19 protein-coding genes are annotated in these 18,157 nt (G+C 67.3%); 8 read left to right on the top strand and 11 right to left on the bottom strand.

The window, feature by feature from the left end:
- Window position 1: 1 nt before the first annotated feature.
- The gene (locus CJ177_RS19990; RefSeq protein WP_005248905.1) at window positions 2-676 is read left to right on the top strand and encodes a YoaK family protein; all 675 of its coding nucleotides are present in this window, start codon (window positions 2-4) and stop codon (window positions 674-676) included.
- 24 nt (window positions 677-700) lie between these two features.
- On the opposite strand, the gene CJ177_RS19985 is transcribed toward CJ177_RS19990, so the two are convergent.
- Window positions 701-1,330, bottom strand: coding sequence for a class I SAM-dependent methyltransferase (locus tag CJ177_RS19985; protein ID WP_095868424.1), 630 nt, complete (start codon window positions 1,328-1,330; stop codon window positions 701-703).
- Window positions 1,331-1,419: 89 nt separating this feature from the next.
- Complete coding sequence (locus CJ177_RS19980; RefSeq protein WP_061700034.1) at window positions 1,420-2,187, bottom strand: SDR family NAD(P)-dependent oxidoreductase; 768 nt, start codon at window positions 2,185-2,187, stop codon at window positions 1,420-1,422.
- A 173-nt stretch (window positions 2,188-2,360) separates the two neighbouring features.
- Between CJ177_RS19980 and CJ177_RS19975 the strand changes: the two genes are divergently transcribed.
- Window positions 2,361-2,708: a hypothetical protein gene (locus CJ177_RS19975; protein WP_005248902.1), complete on the top strand. Its 348-nt coding sequence runs from the start codon at window positions 2,361-2,363 to the stop codon at window positions 2,706-2,708.
- A gap of 9 nt (window positions 2,709-2,717) precedes the next feature.
- Here the strand turns inward: CJ177_RS19975 and CJ177_RS19970 are convergent, their stop codons facing one another.
- The 5 genes from CJ177_RS19970 to CJ177_RS19950 form a co-directional block, all read right to left on the bottom strand.
- Window positions 2,718-3,065, bottom strand: coding sequence for a UBP-type zinc finger domain-containing protein (locus tag CJ177_RS19970; protein WP_005248901.1), 348 nt, complete (start codon window positions 3,063-3,065; stop codon window positions 2,718-2,720).
- Window positions 3,058-4,506, bottom strand: coding sequence for an ATP-binding protein (locus CJ177_RS19965; RefSeq protein WP_061700032.1), 1,449 nt, complete (start codon window positions 4,504-4,506; stop codon window positions 3,058-3,060). The genes CJ177_RS19970 and CJ177_RS19965 overlap by 8 nt, the downstream gene beginning before the upstream one ends.
- Before the next feature lie 13 nt (window positions 4,507-4,519).
- On the bottom strand, window positions 4,520-6,196 hold the full coding sequence (locus CJ177_RS19960) for an FAD-dependent oxidoreductase (protein WP_095868808.1): 1,677 nt from the start codon (window positions 6,194-6,196) through the stop codon (window positions 4,520-4,522).
- Between the two features lie 82 nt (window positions 6,197-6,278).
- Window positions 6,279-6,989, bottom strand: coding sequence for a TMEM165/GDT1 family protein (locus tag CJ177_RS19955; protein WP_095868423.1), 711 nt, complete (start codon window positions 6,987-6,989; stop codon window positions 6,279-6,281).
- A gap of 276 nt (window positions 6,990-7,265) precedes the next feature.
- Window positions 7,266-7,793: a hypothetical protein gene (locus tag CJ177_RS19950; RefSeq protein ID WP_005248897.1), complete on the bottom strand. Its 528-nt coding sequence runs from the start codon at window positions 7,791-7,793 to the stop codon at window positions 7,266-7,268.
- Between the two features lie 255 nt (window positions 7,794-8,048).
- Here CJ177_RS19950 and CJ177_RS19945 point away from each other — a divergent pair, with 255 nt between their 5' ends.
- From CJ177_RS19945 to CJ177_RS19930, 4 genes are all read left to right on the top strand, one after another.
- The gene (locus CJ177_RS19945; RefSeq protein WP_005248896.1) at window positions 8,049-8,903 is read left to right on the top strand and encodes a polyphosphate polymerase domain-containing protein; all 855 of its coding nucleotides are present in this window, start codon (window positions 8,049-8,051) and stop codon (window positions 8,901-8,903) included.
- Window positions 8,900-9,577, top strand: a complete 678-nt coding sequence (locus tag CJ177_RS19940) for a DUF4956 domain-containing protein (RefSeq protein WP_061041719.1) — start codon at window positions 8,900-8,902, stop codon at window positions 9,575-9,577. The genes CJ177_RS19945 and CJ177_RS19940 overlap by 4 nt, the downstream gene beginning before the upstream one ends.
- On the top strand, window positions 9,577-11,052 hold the full coding sequence (locus CJ177_RS19935) for a CotH kinase family protein (RefSeq protein ID WP_095868422.1): 1,476 nt from the start codon (window positions 9,577-9,579) through the stop codon (window positions 11,050-11,052). The genes CJ177_RS19940 and CJ177_RS19935 overlap by 1 nt, the downstream gene beginning before the upstream one ends.
- A gap of 65 nt (window positions 11,053-11,117) precedes the next feature.
- Complete coding sequence (locus CJ177_RS19930) at window positions 11,118-12,467, top strand: hypothetical protein (RefSeq protein WP_095868421.1); 1,350 nt, start codon at window positions 11,118-11,120, stop codon at window positions 12,465-12,467.
- Window positions 12,468-12,470: 3 nt separating this feature from the next.
- Here the strand turns inward: CJ177_RS19930 and CJ177_RS19925 are convergent, their stop codons facing one another.
- Together CJ177_RS19925 and CJ177_RS19920 are read right to left on the bottom strand one after the other, a co-directional pair.
- A complete protein-coding gene (locus CJ177_RS19925) occupies window positions 12,471-13,910 on the bottom strand; it encodes an amidase (protein WP_061041716.1) in 1,440 nt (479 codons plus the stop codon).
- A 115-nt stretch (window positions 13,911-14,025) separates the two neighbouring features.
- Window positions 14,026-14,649 carry a superoxide dismutase gene (locus CJ177_RS19920; protein ID WP_005248891.1) on the bottom strand — a complete coding sequence of 208 codons (624 nt, stop codon included), beginning with the start codon at window positions 14,647-14,649 and terminating at the stop codon, window positions 14,026-14,028.
- 258 nt (window positions 14,650-14,907) lie between these two features.
- Here CJ177_RS19920 and CJ177_RS19910 point away from each other — a divergent pair, with 258 nt between their 5' ends.
- Both CJ177_RS19910 and msrA read left to right on the top strand, forming a co-directional pair.
- The gene (locus CJ177_RS19910; RefSeq protein ID WP_005248889.1) at window positions 14,908-16,101 is read left to right on the top strand and encodes an acyltransferase; all 1,194 of its coding nucleotides are present in this window, start codon (window positions 14,908-14,910) and stop codon (window positions 16,099-16,101) included.
- Window positions 16,061-16,771: a peptide-methionine (S)-S-oxide reductase MsrA gene (gene msrA / locus CJ177_RS19905; protein ID WP_095868420.1), complete on the top strand. Its 711-nt coding sequence runs from the start codon at window positions 16,061-16,063 to the stop codon at window positions 16,769-16,771. Before CJ177_RS19910 ends, msrA begins: the two co-directional genes overlap by 41 nt.
- 9 nt (window positions 16,772-16,780) lie before the next feature.
- On the opposite strand, the gene CJ177_RS19900 is transcribed toward msrA, so the two are convergent.
- A complete protein-coding gene (locus CJ177_RS19900) occupies window positions 16,781-17,248 on the bottom strand; it encodes a DUF1772 domain-containing protein (protein WP_095868419.1) in 468 nt (155 codons plus the stop codon).
- Between the two features lie 2 nt (window positions 17,249-17,250).
- Window positions 17,251-18,081: an NmrA family transcriptional regulator gene (locus CJ177_RS19895; RefSeq protein ID WP_095868418.1), complete on the bottom strand. Its 831-nt coding sequence runs from the start codon at window positions 18,079-18,081 to the stop codon at window positions 17,251-17,253.
- Window positions 18,082-18,157 lie beyond the last annotated feature (76 nt).

The raw sequence follows: 18,157 nt of genomic DNA, 5'->3' as shown, positions 1-18,157 counted from the left end.
GGTGGAGGTGCCGAAGACATCCACGACGCTGCGGTTCGCTCTGCTCCTCACCGCTGCGGGCGGCTTCCTCGACGCCTACACCTACATCAGTCGCGGCGGCGTCTTCGCGAACGCCCAGACCGGCAACGTCATCCTCATGGCCATCGACCTGTCGGAGCGTCACTTCCACGCCGCACGGGCCCACCTGTGGCCGATCCTCGCGTTCATCGTCGGTGTCGCGTTCGCGCACCTGCTCAAGGGCGAACTCGCCCACAGCGTCTTCGACCACCCGATCCGGATCGCGATGGTCGCGCAGATCGTCGTCCTCGTCGCGGTCGCGTTCGTTCCCGCAAACGTGCCCAACGCACTGGTCACCGTTCCGATCGCGTTCGTCGCCGCTATGCAGTTCGGACTGTTCCGCACCATCGGGTCGCTGTCGTACATCGCCGTCGCCACCACCGGCAACCTCATGCGTTTCACCGAATCGGCGTACGCCGGATTCATCGAGAAGGTCCCCGAATCGCGCCAGCACACCCGGGTGTACGCCGCCATCGTCAGCAGCTTCGCCGGTGGGGCCGTCGTCGGGGCATTCGCCACCCGCTACTTCGGCGGATCCGCCGCCTGGATCCCCGCCGCCCTCCTGTGCGGAGCCCTCGTGCTGTTCTACATCGACGACAGGCGGCGGCGCCGCCTGTGAGCGGCTGACGAGTCCCTGGACTCGTCAGGCACGCACGGGCGGCGAAGCCGCGACTCCGAGGGAATAGGCGCCGACGATCTTCGGCGCGGACGTCTCGTAGAACCGGTCGAGGTCCTGGACGTCGAATCCGGCGTTCGTCACCAGGGTGGGAATGTCGCGGGTGAGGTGGCAACCACCGGCGACGGCCTTCTGGATCGGTTCGAGCCTGCGCTGCCACCGCTGCACTTTGGCGTCCGGGGCCAGGCCGTGCTCGACGAAATGCAGTGTGCCGCCCGGTTTGAGGACGCGCCGGACCTCCTGGAGTGCGGCGTCGACATCCGGGATGGTGCACATCGTCCACGTGGACAGCGCGGTGTCGAAACTGTTGTCCGGGAAGGGGAGTGACTGGCCGTCCAGACCGGACCGCTCGACCGGTGTCGTCGACGCCGCCAGCCGCTTGCGCGCCAGCTTCCAGCCGAGGTCGGCGGGTTCGACGGCGCTCACCGAGTCGACGGCGGCCGGGTAGAACGGGACGTTGAGACCCGAGCCGAATCCGATTTCCACCACACGCCCGTGCAGACCGGCGCAGACGCGTCGTCGCGTCGGCTCCGTGAACTTCATCCCGCAACTGAAGTCGACGAGTCGCGGAACGATCCGGTTCGTGTAGAAACCCATGCCCACCTCCCCAGCGAAGGGCGCTTCGCGCCCCGTGCGCGGTTGAAGAGTCCAGAGACTCGTTAACCACCCACGGGCGGCGGAGCCGCCTACCGCGGCGCCATGCGCAGAGCGCCGTCCATACGAATGGTCTCACCGTTGAGGTAGTCGTGTTCGACGATCATCTGAGCGAGCTGGGCGTATTCGGCGGGCTGACCGAGGCGCGAGGGGAACGGGACGCCGGCTTCGAGGCCCTTGCGGTATTCGTCGGTGACGCCGGCGAGCATCGGGGTGTCGATGATGCCGGGGGCGATGGTGTTGACGCGGATGCCGAACTGCGCGAGGTCGCGGGCGGCCGGGACGGTCATGCCGTGCACGCCGCCTTTGGATGCGGAGTAGGCGATTTGGCCGATCTGGCCCTCGAACGCGGCGACGGACGCGGTGTTGATGATGGCGCCGCGCTGCCCGGACTCGTCGACGGTGTCGGTCTTGGCGATGGCGTCGGCGGCGAGGCGCATCACGTTGAACGTGCCGAGCAGGTTGACGGTGATGACGGTGCGGAACAGTTCGAGGTCGTGCGGGCCCTTCTTCGACAGGATGCGGCCGGCCCAGCCGACGCCGGCGCAGTTGACGACGATGCGCAGCGGCAGACCCGACTCGACGATCTTCTCGATTGCGGCCTGGACCTCGTCGCCGCTGGTGACGTCGGTGGCGAGGAGGGTCACGCCGTCGGGGACGTTGTCGCCGGCGCGCTCGATGGACTGCTGCAGGTCGAGTCCGAACACGGTGGCTCCGGCGTCGGCGAGACGCTTGGCGGTGGCGGCGCCGAGGCCCGAGGCCGCTCCGGTGACCAGTGCGGCGGTTCCCTGAATTTCCACAGTTCGCATCCTTACTTTCCCGGCGACCTCCGTTGGCCGACCCTGGTGACCTGCACCATAACGCCCGCTCGGTGTGACGGCAGAGGTGAGGGAAACGTCACGGGCGGGGGAGCGGGTAGTTTGTCTTCTCGCGCGGATCAGGGGACGCGCGGAGGGCGACCGTAGGGGGACGGATGACCGAGGACCGGCTCGAAGTGGACCGCGACGCGTTGGTGCGGTGCATCGCCGCGTGCGAGGTGTTGGCGGCCGACATGCAGGACCTGCGAGAGCGAGCGCGCCGTGAACTGGCGCCCGAGAGTTTCGGTCTCGGCGAAACTCATCTGCGGTCGGCGGCGGAACTGGCTGCGCGGTTCCGGGCGACGGCGATCGGCGGCCCGGGCGTCCCCGTCGAGAACTCGGCGGTCGGGACGTTCGCGGCGCACGAGCGTTACGCGCTGGACCTGAAGGCGACGTTCGAAGCGGCGCTGGCCCGGTACGACGAGCAGGACGCGGCGACGGCACACCGCCTCGAGCAACTCTGACTGCTCGAGTCAGTGAATGTAGGCCTGCCAGTTCGGCGGAACCCGGGAGCCGGGACCGGGGACGGTCTGGTCGATCGGATGATGTTGCGGCGGGGCGAGGTCGGGGCCTTCGAAGGCAATCTCGGTGGCGTAGTTCCAGAACCAGTTCTCGCCCGGTTCGAAGCTCCGCACGACGGGGTGTCCGGTGTCGGCGGCGTGCTTGGTGGCGTGCTGTTCCGGGGAGGAGTCGCAGCAACCGATGTGGCCGCACTGCGCGCAGCGGCGCAGGTGCACCCACCACCCGCCGGCGCTGTCGCATTCGGCGCACCCCTCTCCGCTCGGCGGCACGTTCGGGTCGATTCCCTCCAGCTCACCCATCTGAGGCTCCTTCTGCTGCTGCGACTTCGGGTTCGATCGGAATACGGACCTGGAATCGGGTGTCGCCCGGCTCGGACTCCACACGCAGGTCGCCGCGGTGCTTCTTCACGACGATCCGCCACGAGATGTCGAGGCCGAGTCCGGTTCCCTCGCCCACGGGTTTCGTCGTGAAGAATGGTTCGAAGATGCGCGACCGGATCTCTTCGGGCACACCCGGTCCGGTGTCGCCGATCTCGATGAGGGCCATGTCGCCGTCGCGCCGGGTGCGGACGGTGAGGGTGCCGTGGCCGTCCATGGCGGCGACGGCGTTGTCGATGAGGTTCGTCCACACCTGGTTGAGTTCCGCGGCGTACGCCGGGATCTGCGGCAAGGTCGGGTCGTACTCCTTCACCACCGTGACGGAGTCGCCGATCTTGCGGCCGAGCATCACCAGCGAGCTGTCGAGCAGTTCCCGCAGATCGACGCGCTGGTAGGGGGCACGGTCCATCTGCGAGTACTGCTTCGCTGCGTTCACCAGGGTGGACACCCGGGCGGTCGAGTCGGCGATCTCGTTCATCAGCAGTTCGGTCTCGATGGTGTAGTTGAGCCAGCGGATCGCGCTCTCGACCATCGATTCGTCGTCGACGCTGGCGACGATCCGCTCGAGCCACGGCACGTCGAGACCCGCCTGCACGAACGTGGGCGCCAGGTCCCAGCCCCCGGAGACGCCGTGGTCGTCGAACCAGTCGCCGAGTTCGTCCTCGCGGTCGGAGGCTTCGAGCGGGGTCAGCGTCGGCGCCTTCGCGACCAGTTCGGCGGTCTCCTCCTGCAACCGGATCAACGTGGCCAGCGCCTGCCGGTCGTACACGCCGGAGGCGATCACGCTCAGTTTCTGCCGCATGTGCGACACCCGGTCGCGCAGCGACGCCGTCGCCCGGACCGCGGCGGCCGCCGGGTTGTTGAGTTCGTGCGTGAGCCCCGCCGACAGCGACCCCAGCGCGAGGAGGCGTTCCCGCTGATCGACGACCTGCTTCGCGTTCTGGTTGCCGAAGAACAGCCCCTCCAGCAGGTGCACGGCCATCGGGAACCACTCGCGCATCAGCTGCCCGAAACGGTCGGCGTCGAGGACGAAGAACCTCGACGGGGCGGTGACGCGCATCGACGCGGTGTACGTCTGGGGAGCGCGGTCACCGAGGTACGACTGCCAGGCTCCGGAGTACACGCCGCGCTGGGACGTCCGGCTGAACTCGATCTCCTCGCCGCCCGACAGCTTGCTCAGCACGAGCTCGCCTTCGATCAGCACGTAGAAGCACGTCGCGACCTCACCCTCCGCGAACACGGGGCCGGGTTCGATCAGCTCGACGTGCCCCTTCTCGCACAGCTGCTCGAGCTGGTGATCGGTGAGCTTCTCGAAGAGAAACAACGTCCTCAGCTCGGGGGGATTGCACGGGAGTTGGGTCATGGTCTGCCCATGGTCACGGTTGGCCGATGTAGCGGTGGACGAGCATCACGGCCATGGCGCCTTCCCCGACCGCCGACGCCACCCGCTTCGCCGATTCGGAGCGCACGTCACCCGCCGCGAAAATCCCCGGGACGCTCGTCTCGAGGTGGTGGGGTAGACGGTCGAGGGGCCAGCCGCTCGGCGGTTTCCCGTCGACGACGAGGTCGGGTCCGGACACGACGAACCCGTTCTCGTCCCGCGCGACGACGCCCTCGAGCCACTCGGTCCGCGGGGCGGCGCCGATGAACAGGAACAGGAACCCGGCGTCGACGGTCTCCTCGTCGCCGGTCGCGTTGTTGCGCAGCCGGACCTTCTCGAGGTGACCCTCGCCCTCGACGCCGATCACCTCCGTGCACGGCCGCACGCGGATGCGCGGGTTCCGTTCGATCTGCTGGACGAGGTAGTACGACATCGAATCCTCGAGCGACTGCGCCCGGACGACGATGGTGACCGACCGGGCACCCCGCGACAGGTAGACCGCCGCCTGTCCGGCGGAGTTGGCGCCGCCGACGATGTAGACGTCCTGGTCGGTGCAGCGGGCGGCCTCGGTGACGGCGGAACCGTAGTAGACGCCGCGACCGGTGAGGTCGTCGACTCCGGGCGCAGGATGACGCCGGTAGGAGACGCCGGTCGCCAGGATCACCGTGTGCGCGTCGATGGTGTCGCCGTCCGCGAACCGGACGGTCCGCGCCGATCCGTTGACCTCGAGCGCGACGACGTCGCGGGTGGTGATCAGTTCGGCCCCGAACCGGGTGGCCTGCCTGCGGGCCCGTTCGGCGAGCTGCGCGCCGGACACGCCGTCGGGGAAACCGAGGTAGTTCTCGATGCGTGAACTCTGACCCGCCTGCCCGCCGGTCGCGGTCCGTTCGATCAGGGCGGTGCGCAGACCCTCCGAGGCGCCGTAGACGGCGGCGCCCAGACCGGCCGGTCCGCCGCCGACGACGACCAGGTCGTAGAAGTTCTCCGACGGGTCGGTCCGGAGTCCGAGATGCCGTCCCAGTTCGGTGTCCGACGGCTCCACCAGACATTCGCCGTCGGAACAGATCACCACGGGCAGTCGCCGGCCGTCCTCGCCGGCGGCGTCGAGCAGCCGACCGCCCTCCGGTTCGTCCGACATGTACCAGCGGTACGACAGCTGGTTGCGGGCCAGGAACTCGCGCACCTCCGAGGACCGCGGCGCCCAGCGATGACCCACGACCTTCGTCTCCTCGGCGGGGTGATGATCCGACGACGCCCACGCCTCGAGCAGGGCGTCGACCACCGGGTACAGCTTTTCCTCCGGCGGGTCCCACGGCTTGAGCAGGTAGTGGTCGAGGTCGATGACGTTGATCGCCTCGATGGCCGCGTCCGTGTCGGCGTAGGCCGTGAGCAGTACCCGCCGCGCGACCGGATACAGGTCCATGGCCTTCTCGAGGAACTCGATCCCGCTCATCGACGGCATCCGGTAGTCCGCCAGGATCGCCGCGACGGGATCCCCGCGCAGTTTCATCTGCTTCATCGCGTCGAGTGCGGACTCGCCGGATTCGGCGCGGATGATCCGGTACTTCTCGCCGTATCGGCGCCGCAGATCGCGGGCGACGGCGCGCGACACCCCGGGATCGTCGTCGACGGTGAGAATCGCAGGCTTGCCGCTCGCTACGGGATGGTTCACACACGCCCTCTCGTCCGTGAGAACTGCGAGGTACTCCAAGGCTTTCGAGTATTGCCCGAGGGCGCGTCTTTGTCGACCGGGTTCAGTCCTGGTGCTGCATCTGTTCGGGCTCTGCCGCGGCACCGCGGCGGCGCCGTGACCACACTGCGCGACCGGCCGCACCGGCCAGCGCCAGAACGACGACTGCGGCGCCGGCGATCGGGCCCGCCACGTTGCCGGGGAGCAGACCCTCGAGCAGCAACCAGATGCCGAACGCGAAGAACAGAACGGCCGCGCCGATGCGGATGACACTCTCGGGGAGATGCTTACCCAGCACGGCGCCGACGACGATGGCCAGGGCGTCGGCCGCGACCATGCCGACGGTCGAGCCGATCCACACGCCGACCGTGTCGTGGTCGGTGGCGAGAGTGATGGTGGCGAGCATGGTCTTGTCGCCGAGTTCGGCGAGGAAGAAGGCGGACGTGACGGCCAGGAACGCGGAGCGGGTGGCCCGGCCCGCCTTGAGCTGCTCGTCCTCGCTGAGGTCGTCGCCGCGCAGCGTCCACGCACCGAAGATCAGGAAGGCGGCACCGCCGACGATGCTGATCGCCGCGTGCGGGAGTGCGACACCGAGGTAGTGGCCGACGGCGACGGACACCAGGTGGACCACCGTGGTCGCGACGGTGATGCCGGCGATCACGACCCACCAGCGGTAGCGCAGCGCAAACGTCATCGCCATCAGCTGGGATTTGTCTCCCAGTTCGGCGACGAAGATCACGCCGAAGCTCAGTAGTGCGGCGGTCAGCACGGGCATCCTCCTCCAGTGGTCGGTCGGAGGATGACGGGTGGATTCCTCCGGCCTGGCAGACGCGGGTGCGTCTGTCCGGCCGAAGGTCTCGCCCACCGGCGCCGGGTGATCCGGCGGCGGTTCGCCAGGCCGGGTCCGGTGCGGTGAAGCAACGAGCCAGTATGTCGACACAGGCGATTGGGGGCTACTCCCCTTCGATGTCCGTAACGTTAGCGTGACTTACCCGAAAAGGCAAAGGCGGCAATAAGTTTGGGACACCGACCGCGGAAACTTCGGGTACCCTCACGAGGCCAGTAGCATGGCCAAAACGGCAGTGTCGGGATCGCTGATCGGGTCGATGCCCACCCGGCTGACCATGGACGTCACCGTCCCGTCCGCCTCTGCTTCCACCCACGCCGCCCGGTGTTCCAACCCCAGGTGGGGGAGGCCGGGGAGCAGAACACAGCCCGAAGCGGCGCCCGCGCACTCCGGGAGCGACGGGGTCGTCTCGGACGGTGGGTGCAACATCATCAGCGCCGGCGGCTGATGATCCGCGAAGCGACCGGGAGCGAGCGCGAACTCCCCGAGAACTGTGCCCTCGGCCACCACGAGGCCGACGGTCTCGGGCTCGGGCTCCTCGGGCAGGTCCTCGTGGGCGCCGAAGACGGTCGTGGTGTGGAGCAGCCCCGGAACGCACGCCACCCGCACGGCGAGTGCGAGCAACTGGGCCCATTCCTTGGTGGTGTCGGGCCAGCGCCCGGAAATGACGAATCCCCGCAAGGTACCCGCGGCCTGGAAGGGCGAGATGCCGATGTAGCCGTCCCTGTTCATCTCTGCCTCCTCGGTGTGATGACACGCTGCGAACACGACTGGTTCTGCACACCTCGTTGGGTACTTGAAGAATGCGCCCGACAGTGCCTGGCACACAAGAGCAGGGGAGTGCTAACTGCCGCAGGTGAACACAGGTGTAGGTGCGGATGAACGGCATCTGACGGTCCGCCGTACAGAAAACTGCCAGCTTTACTGCAGGTTTACTCCAGGCGCGGCGGCTGAGGTGGGAGAGCCCACCGACGAAAGGCTGAAAGTATGGGATCGTCCGCGCCCGAACCGGAAGCGTCCGGATACCTGAAGACCGCCAGCGCGCTGCACGCGTTCAACAGATACGAGATCAAGTACCTCGCCCACGAGTCGGACGTTCCACGCCTTCGCGACGCGCTCGCGGGGCACATGGCGTCCGACGAATTCTCGCCGGTGGGCGGATACCCTGTGAGCAGCCTGTACTACGACACCCAGAATCTGCGCTTCTACTGGGAGAAGATCGAGGGCCTGAAGTTCCGCCGCAAACTGCGAGTGCGGCTGTACGGGCCTCCCGCGGAGGCCACCGGGGCGACCCCCGTCTACGTGGAGATCAAGCAGCGCGTCAATCGGGTCACCCAGAAACGCCGGATCCAACTGCCGTACTCGCATGCGATGCGGTTGTGCGACGCACGACAGCCGATCGACCACGACGTCTCGGCCGGGCCGTTCGTGAACGAGGTGACGACGCTCCTCGGCAACCTCGACCTGTGCCCGACCGTCACCACCGGGTACCTGCGTGAAGCGTTCGTCGGTACGGAGGCCGATCTGGGCCTGCGCGTCACGATCGACCATCGGGTGCACGGTCGCGACCGAGACTTCCACTTCGCGGCGCCGGCCGAGAACCGCTTCATCATTCCGCCGCACCTGTGCATCGTCGAGATCAAGGCCAACGAGCGGGTGCCCTACTGGGTCACCGATCTCACCGCGCGACTGGACATGTCGGTGGTCCGGGTTTCGAAGTACTGCCAGAGCGTGGAGGCCTTCGGGCTTGCGCCCCGATCCCGCATGCACATCCCCGACGAGCTCTTCCCGGCCCCGGCCGACCGTGGCCGCACCCTCGCGAAAACAGGAACCCTGTCATGAATTTCGATCTCCAGGATCTCAGTGGAACGTTCTCGACGTTCGACATCGTCGTGTCGCTCGCTTTGTCGTTCGTGTTGTCGGCGATCATCGGATACGTCTATCGCCTGACGCACAAGAACGTCTCCTACAGCCAGTCCTACGTCCAGACCCTCGTGATGGTCGGCATGGTGATCACCCTGATCATGCTGGTGGTGGGTTCCAACATCGCCCGCGCGTTCGCGCTCGTGGGCGCGCTGTCGGTGGTGCGATTCCGCAACGCGATCAAGGAAACTCGCGACGTCGGGTTCATCTTCCTGGTGATGGCCATCGGCATGACCACGGGCACCCGGTTCTATGTGCTGGCCATCGCCGCCACCGTCGCGATCTGCCTCGTGCTCGTGCTGATGAGCCGGTTCGACATGTTCAAGCTGGACGTGCAGCGGCAGGTGGTGAAGGTGCAGGTTCCGCCCGAGTCGGGCTACACCGCCCTCGTGGAGGACGTGCTGATCGACTACACGAAGGAGTTCGAGTTGGTGAGCACGGAGTCGGTGCGGTCGGGTGCGCTCACCGAGCTGTACTACACGGCGCAGCTGAAGCCGGGCCGTAAACCGGCGGAGCTCATCTCGGCGCTCAGTGGGGTCAACACCGGCCAGCGCGTCACCGTTCTCACCGGTTACGACCAAACCGACATCTGATGCGCCGCAGACTCGTTCACCGGCTGCCGATCCCGGTCCGCCGGAACTGGAAGATCCTCGCTGCCTTCCTCGCGTTCGTGGCGGTGACGGTCGGCGTGTTCGGTCAGGCGCGGGTGCGTCCGTACATCACCGGCGACGCGACGGTGATCGCCTCCCGCATCACCGAGAACGTTGCCGGGTCGGTCGATTTCTTCGACGCGGGGACGGCACACGACGTGAGCATCGAGTTCTCGCAGTCCGACTACGACGACATGATCGCCGCATACCGGGACGAGGGCGAGAAGACGTGGATCACCGCCGACATCACGATCGACGGCACCCTCGTCACGGACGTGGGAGTGCGGCTGAAGGGCAACTCGACCCTGATGGGGCTCCGCGGCACCGGCGGTCCCGGCGGCGGGAAACGCGGTATCCCGGAAGGGATGGAACCTCCCGTGGGAACGGCGATGCCGGAGGGCCGGGGCGAAGGCGGACCGGGCGGCATGGTCACGCTGTCGGCCGAGGACCCGGCGTCGCTGCCGCTGTTGATCAACTTCGACAAGTACGTGGCGGGGCGGGCGTACCAGGGGATGACACAGCTGTCGGTCCGGCCGGGTTCGCCCGTGCTGAACGAGGCGGTGTCACTGTCGTCGACCGCCGAATCCGGCCAGGCCACCCAGCGGTACGCCTACACCACGTACTCCGTGAACGGGTCGCCGACGCAGACCCGGCTCGTTCTCGAGCACCCGGACGACGGGTATGCGAACTCGTTGTTCGACAGCGACGGCGTCCTCTACAAGGCCGACGCCAACTCGCGTTTCACGTATCAGGGCGACGACCAGACCACCTACGCGGAGCAGTTCGACCAGATCAACGCGGAAGGCTCGCAGGATCTGCAGCCGATCATCTCGTTACTCGAATGGCTGGACGGTGCGTCCGACGAGCAGTTCGACGCCGAACTCGCCGACCGGGTGGACGTCGAATCCTTCGCCCGGTATGTCGCTACCCAGAATCTGCTGGTCAACAGCGACGACATGGCGGGCCCGGGCAAGAACTACTACCTCTGGTACGACCTTGGGACGAAGAAAATCTCCGTCGTGTCCTGGGATCTCAACCTCGCGCTGAGCGGCAACAGCGATGCGGGCCCGCACGACTCGATCAGGATGGGCGGCGGAGCCGGGCCGGGCGGTGCAGATCCAGGCGGCGCGGGGCCCGGTGGTGGCATGCCCGGCGGAGGTGGCGGGAACGCGCTGAAGGAGCGGTTCCTGGCCTCGGAGGCTTTCACGAGCGTCTACGAGGACGCGTACCGCGATCTGTACCAGCAACTGTTCGGCAGTGGCCGGGCAGTCGAGATCCTCGACGAGATCGCGCGGGCCGTACCGCTATCCGACGGGCTCGGCGCCGAGAAACTCACATCGGAAGTCGAGACCCTGCGTGCGCGGTTGCAGGCCCGCGCGGACGCGCTGGCCGCGAACGAGGTGATCGTCGCCGGGTAGAGGTCTCAGAGAATCCTCAGAATCGTCACAATCTGCCGCGACGAAAGCCACCTATCCTCACCGGAATGACCTCTGAGCGCGCACGGAATTCCGCGAATCACGCCCGAACCGAGCCGACGCGAAAGGTCCTCACTTCGCGGCGCGTCGCCGCGGCCGCCCTGGCCGGGTTGGTGCTGGCGTCCGCGGGGGGACTCGGTTACCTGTTCCTCGGTGACAGCGGGGCAGACAGCCGGACCGTGGCGATCGTCAACACCGACGCCGGCGCGACCGTGGACGGAAAACCGGTGCGTGCGAGCGACACCCTGATCGAGAAGCTCGAGGCGAACGAGGCCTTCGACTGGCAGGTGGTCGACGCGGACGCGGCGGCGGGCGGCGACTGGTTCGCCACGGTGACCGTGCCCGAGGACTTCAGCGAGGCGGTGTCCTCGGTGTGGGGTGCAAAGCCGCGGCAGGCGACCCTCGACCTCGACGTCGCAGGTTCCGACACCGGTGCGTCCGAGGAACTCTCCGGAGTGGTGTCCTCCCAGATCGGCGCGGACGGCATCACGGATCTGCTGGCGGACATGTCCTCGTCGCGGACCCGGTTCCAGCAGGCGGGAATGACGGCCGGATTCCTCGCAGCCGGGACGGCCGCGGCGGACGATGCGGCGCAACAGCTCACGGAGGGCGCCGACACTCTGCTCCCGTATCTCGAGACGGCGCGTTCCGGCTCGGTGCAACTGCTGGGCGTCGCCGACCAGGTGGCGGGCGTGGTCGACCAGACGTCGGGGACGGCCAACGACCTCGCGGACCGGTTGAGCGCGTTGGGGCTGACGCTGGGCGAGGCGAACGACAGCGCGACCCGGATGCGTACCAGAATCGACGAGGCGATCCGCGTTCTCGACGCCACTCCCGTTGCATCGGACGTGGTCCCGTCGCTCCGACAGGTCAGTGCCGACCTCGATCTGTTCTCCGCGCAGCTGGGCTCGGTGCCCGGTCTGCTGGGCGGAGGAGTCGGCCCCGACACGGATCTGGGCGAACTCGTCCGCGTCGCGATGGGTCAGCTCACCGACGCCAGCAATCAGCTGAGCAGCGGGGCGCAGCAACTGAACGACGGCATCGTCCCGATCGCCGATCAGGCACCGGAGATGCTCGAAGGCGCCACCTCGCAGATCGTCGACGGGTTCGCGAAGCTGAAGACGTTGTCCGGGCAGCTGTCGACCGACCTCAACAACGGTGTCGCGGCGATGCCGGTGCGCACGGCCGCTCAGCAGAACCAGTTGGCGACGGTGCTCGCCGAACCGGTCGCGGTCACCCGCACACTGTCCGCGCCGTCGCCGATCCTCACCGCCGAGCACCTCGCCGTCGGCTTCGGGATCACGACGGTGCTGCTGGCGGGTGCGGTGGTGTGGATGGGTGTGCGGCGCAGGACCTGACCGTCAGCGGGCGTCCTGGATACGACGCCACGGCGTGGCCTGCTCGAGCTCGAACGCCAGCTCGAGCAGCGTCCGCTCGTCGCCGTGGTCGGCGGAGAAGTGCGACGCCAGCGGCAGGCCGCGGGACGTCTCGTGCATCGGCAGCGAGATGGCCGGTCCGCCCGACGCGTTGTTCAACGGCGTGAACGCCGTGTAGGCGATCAGCTTGTCGAACAACTCCTCGAAACTCTGTGTCGGCGAAAGATATCCGAGCTCCGGCGTCGTGTGGGCCAGGGTGGGAGACAGGATCACGTCGTATTTCTGGAAGATCTGCGCGTACTCACGGTACGTGCGCCGCAACCGGTAGAGCACCCGTGGAGTCTTCGCGATGTTCTTGCGGTACATCGCGGCGAGTCCGCGCGTCAGATTGTCGGTGGCGTCGCGGTCGAAGTCCGGTCCGAGCATCCGCTTGCCGTTGCTGGAGATGACGAACGACAGGAACCCCCAGTAGATGCAGAAGTCCTCGACGAACGAGGAGTTCACCGGCATCGGGCACTCCTCGACGTGGTGCCCGAGGTCCGCCAGCAGATCGGCGGTCGCGTGGACCGACTTGCGGGTCTCGTCGTCCGTGCGGGACACGGTGACCGAGTCGACCACCACCCCGACCTTCAGCCGGGTGCTGCTCGGCCCCTCGACCAACCGGATGGGTGGCAGTGCCGGATTGCGGTAGTGGCGTTCGGCGGCCGCCATCCACCGTGCAGTGTCCCGCACCGAGCGGGTGACGGCGCCCTGCGCGATGATCCGGATCGGCAGCGTCTTGTCCATGGCGTCGGGGACCGTCCGCCCGCGGGACGGTTTCAGGCCGACGAGCCCACACGCGGCCGCCGGTATGCGGATGGATCCGCCACCGTCGTTGGCGTGCGCGATCGGCACGACACCCGAAGCGACGAGTGCGGCCGAACCACCCGAGGACGCTCCCGGCGAGAACGCGAGATTCCACGGATTGTGCACGGCCTCGGCGTCCATGAACTCGGTGGACGCGCTGAACCCGAACTCGGGGAGCCGACTCTTCCCCAGCGAGAGAACACCTGTGGACAGGTACTGCGTGACGAAGTCGCTGTCGACCCGGGCGGGCTGCGCGGCGAAGGCGACGCTGCCGTGCTGCGTGGGCAGGCCGGCGACGTCGACGTTGTCCTTGACGACGGTCGGCACTCCCGCGAAGACACCCTCGTGCGGGCGGTCCGCCTCCGTCAGCGCACGGTCGAAGTCGGCGAACGCCAGGGCGTTCAGGGTGGGTCCGACCGACTCGGCTCGCGCGATCGCTGCCTCCGTCACCTCGCGGACCGACACCTCCCCGGCGGCGATCCGTGCCGCGAGGCCGGTGGCGTCGAGGTCGCCGAGCGCGTCGTCGCGGAAGGCGTGGACGACGGTGTCGTCTCGGGCGGGATTGCTGAACTCGGTCACTTCCGAAGCCTATTGGACGCTCGGCCTGCTCGGAAGGAATTCCGGACCCGAAACGAGCACGGGCGCACGGACACACCCGAAAGTGGTCCGTGCGCCCGTGGCTGCGAAGAGGAAACTAGACGATCAGGCCCGCGGTCTGCGTGCGTGCCTTCTCGAAACGAGCGGCGACGTCGGCCCAGTTCACGATGTTCCAGAATGCCTTGACGTAGTCGCCCTTGACGTTCTGGTAGTCGAGGTAGAAGGCGTGCTCCCACATGTCGAGGAGCAGCAGCGGCGTGAGGCCGATCGGGATGTTGCCCTGCTGGTCGTACAGCTGGACGATGAGCAGGCGCTGTCCGATGGAGTCCCAGGCCAGGATGGACCAGCCGGAGCCCTGGATGGCGTTGGCGTTGGCCGAGAAGTGGTTGCGGAACGCGTCGAAGCCGCCGAACTGGTCGTCGATCGCGGCTGCGAGCTCACCGGTCGGCTTGTCGCCACCGTCGGGCGAGAGGTTGTTCCAGAAGACGGAGTGGTTGGTGTGGCCGCCCAAGTGGAAGGCGAGGTTCTTCTCGTGCAGGTTGACCACGGCGGGCAGGGTGTCCGACTCGCGGAGCTCGGCCAGCTTGTCGAGGGCCGTGTTGGCACCGGTCACGTACGCGGCGTGATGCTTGTCGTGGTGCAGTTCCATGATCTTGCCGGAAATGTGCGGCTCGAGAGCTGCGTAGTCGTACGGGAGTTCCGGCAGCGTGTAAACAGACACGAGGGTCCCTTCATCTATGGGCGTGTGAGCCCTTGTGTTTCCGGGTGTCGACGACACGTGGGCACGCGTCTGACACCCGCCTTTGGCGAATCGTTCTCGGGTATATACCCAATCTCATTGGTACACCCTGCGCAACAGTTGGGGTCACGGAGCGATTCCCGCAAAGGAAAGTTCGGGCACCCGAAAAAAGGCTGTCGCGGTGACACTGGATGTCGTGAGAATTCGTCCGAGCGGTGAACGGAACCTTAAGCTGACGCGATGCCTTCGCTGATACCTGTTGCAGATTCGCATGCGGCCGCGCCGCGTGTGGAGCTCACGGGCGCGAACCTGCTCCGCTTTTTCGCAGTTCTGGCCGTGATCTACTCGCACATTTCGTTCTATCTGATCGACGACCTCGGAACCGGATGGTGGTTCATCGACGTCGTCTATCAAATCTTCATCGAGCGGGGCGGTCTCAACCAGCATCTGTCCTTTCTCGGGGTCGCCGTCTTCATGATGCTGACCGGGGTGTTGATCACCCGTTCGGCCATTCGTCACGAGCCCGGGCAATTTCTGGTCAACCGGCTCGGACGAATCCTGCCCGCATTCTGGGTGGCCGTTCTCGCCGCGATCGTGCTGGTCCGCCTCGGCATCAACGGCATGTTCAGCGGCCAGGACGGGGTGTCGAATGTCGATGCGGCCCTGAGTTTCGTGCTCGGCGGTTTCTTCCTCAAACCCGAGGTGGCGGTTCTCGGGGTCACCTGGACCCTCGCCGTGCAGATCTTCTTCTACCTCGCCTGCGTGGCCGCGCGCCCCGTTCTGCGCACCCTGCCCATCGCGATGCCGATGGCCGGTGCCGCGCTCTGCGCGCTGATCCTGCTCTACAACCTGTACGCGCCGCAGCCGTACACGGTCCCGATGCTGTCCAAGATCGCCGCGACGCTGCCTGCCGTGTTCCTCGGGCAGATCATCTACCTCGGCTGGGCGCGGCTCGCGGACTGCCGGTGGATCGTCGTCGCCGGGCTCGCCCAGGTCGAGGTCATCCGCCTCGCCACCGACTTCCGGGTCTACTGGGCCGGCGATCACTACCTCTGGACGTTCGCCGTCGTCACCGCGTGCGTCGTGCTGGTGGGCCGATACGACGGTCCCGCGGCGCACTGGGCCGTCGTGCGCTGGACCGCGACGCGCAGTTACGCGATCTACCTGGTCCACACGCTGATCCTCTACCGCGTGTACGAGCACACGGTCGGCTCGTTCGGCGAGACCGGGGCGGTGATCGCATTCCTCGTGGTGACGGCACTGGTGTCGGAGGCGATGTACCGGTGGGTGGAGGTCCCCGCGACGGGGTGGGTGACCGCTCGCGTCGAGCGGATGCGCAGACAGTCGGCGCTCGCCCAGGAGACCACTCCGGCACCGCGCGTAGCATCGAATCATGTCTTGGTACGACGAGCTTCTGGGTCGAGCAGCCGCTAAGTCCGTGATGGTCACCGCCGAGGACGCCCTCCCCGGTCGCAGTCAGCCGATTCCCGTTCCGGCGATGCACTTCGTCAACGGTCACCCCTTGCAACCCCCGTTCCCGGAGGGCATGCAGACCGCCGTGCTGGGCATGGGATGTTTCTGGGGCGCCGAGAAGGAGTTCTGGCAACTCGACGGCGTCTACACCACCGCGGTGGGATACGCCGGCGGCTACACGCCCAACCCCACCTACGAGGAGACCTGCTCCGGTCGCACCGGTCACACCGAGGTCGTGCTCGTGGTCTTCGACCCGAAGGTCATCTCGTACGCCGAGATCCTCAAGGAGTTCTGGGAGAACCACGACCCCACACAGGGCATGCGGCAGGGCAACGACCAGGGAACGCAGTACCGTTCGGCCATCTACACGATCGACGAACAGCAGGTGGAGATCGCCGAGGCCACCGGTGAGGCGTTCGAGAAGAGGCTCGCCGAAGCCGGGTACGGAGCGATCACCACGGAGATCGCCCCGCTCACGCAGTTCTACTACGCCGAGGACTACCACCAGCAGTACCTCGCGAAGAACCCCGGCGGTTACTGCCCCGTGCACGCCACCGGCGTCAGCTGCCCGGTCGGGCTGCTGAAGCAGGACGAGGTGCCGGCGCAGACCGACATCCTGCCGCCCTCGTAGCCCCCGGTTTCAACCGCGGGCCGCGGACCACGTGAGCACCGCGGACGCCGCGATGGCGCTGACGGTGCGCACGTGGTTCCACCCGGTCCATCCCGACACGTAGTCGCGCCAGTACGCCGCCGAGTCGGCCGCCGTGGGATCGATCGCGTCCAGCGCGTTGTTGTGCGGCACGTGATAGACGATGGTCAGCACGATCCCCACGAGATACAGCGCGCAGGCGATTACCGCGTAGACGGCCGAACCGTCGTGCCGCACCACACTGACGACCGCGAGCACGATCGACGTCAGTGCGGTGCCGAACAACGCCGTCATGAACCAGAAGTTCGGCGCCTCCCGGTTGATCGCCTGCATCGCCGCGATGCCCTGAGCCGGCTCCAGGCGACCGAGCCCGGTCATGATGAACGTGGAGAACGCGAACATCACGCCGCCCACCACGCCGGCGCCCACCGCCGTGACGACCGTCAGATAACGCTCCATGGTCAGACCCTCCAGACACCGGCCGCTGCTGCGGCGCGGACGTAGTCGGTGAAGTCGCGGGGCGCGCGCCCCAGAGCGCGTTCCACCCCGTCGGTGAGTGATGCGTTGCGCCCGTCCAGCACTTCGCCGAACAGGTAGGTGAGCAGGCCGATCGCGTCGGACGGTACCCCCTGCCCGGCCAGGGCCGTCGAATACTCTTCCGAAGTGACTGGGGTGTATCGGATTTCGCGACCCGTTGCCTCCGAGATCTCGGCGACGGCGTCACCGAACGACAACAACCGCGGTCCGGTCAGTTCGTAGAGTTCGCCGGCGTGGCGGTCCCCGGTCAGTGCGGCGACGGCGATCTCGGCGAGATCGTCGGCGTCGACGAAGGGTTCGAGCACGCGCCCGTCGACGGGCAGTGCGAGGTCGCCGGCGAGCAGGGAGTCGAGCATGAAGCTCTCGCTGAAATTCTGGCTGAACCAACTGGACCGGAGGATCGTCCACTCGGCTCCCGCCTTGCGGATCGCCAGTTCGCTGCGCTCCGCCTCGGTTTCGCCGCGACCGGAGAGCAGGACGAGTCGCCGGGCGCCGTTCGCGACGGCCAGGCCCGCGAACTCCTCGACGACCTCCGCCGCTCCCGGCATCGCGAGATCCGGGTAGTAGGCGATGTACACCGAGGTGATTCCGTCCAGTGCGGGCCGCCACGTGTCCCTGTTCTCCCAGTCGAACGGGGGACGGCCGGAGCGGGAGCCGCTCCGAGCGGATACTTCTGCGGCGGCGAGCCGGGCGAGGACGCGGCTGCCGACCTTGCCGGTGCCGGTGAGGACGAGTGTGTGCGGTGTCGTTGTCATGTCTTTCAGTCAAGACGGCGATGCCGAGACTTTCCATGGTTGAAACGCGCTGATCCATACGCGAGCGTCTACGCTG

Origin of the sequence: Rhodococcus sp. ACPA1, from assembly GCF_002300195.1 — a bacterium.
GTDB classification, from domain to species: Bacteria; Actinomycetota; Actinomycetes; order Mycobacteriales; family Mycobacteriaceae; genus Rhodococcus_F; species Rhodococcus_F opacus.
This window is presented reverse-complemented; position numbering and strand designations above follow the sequence as displayed.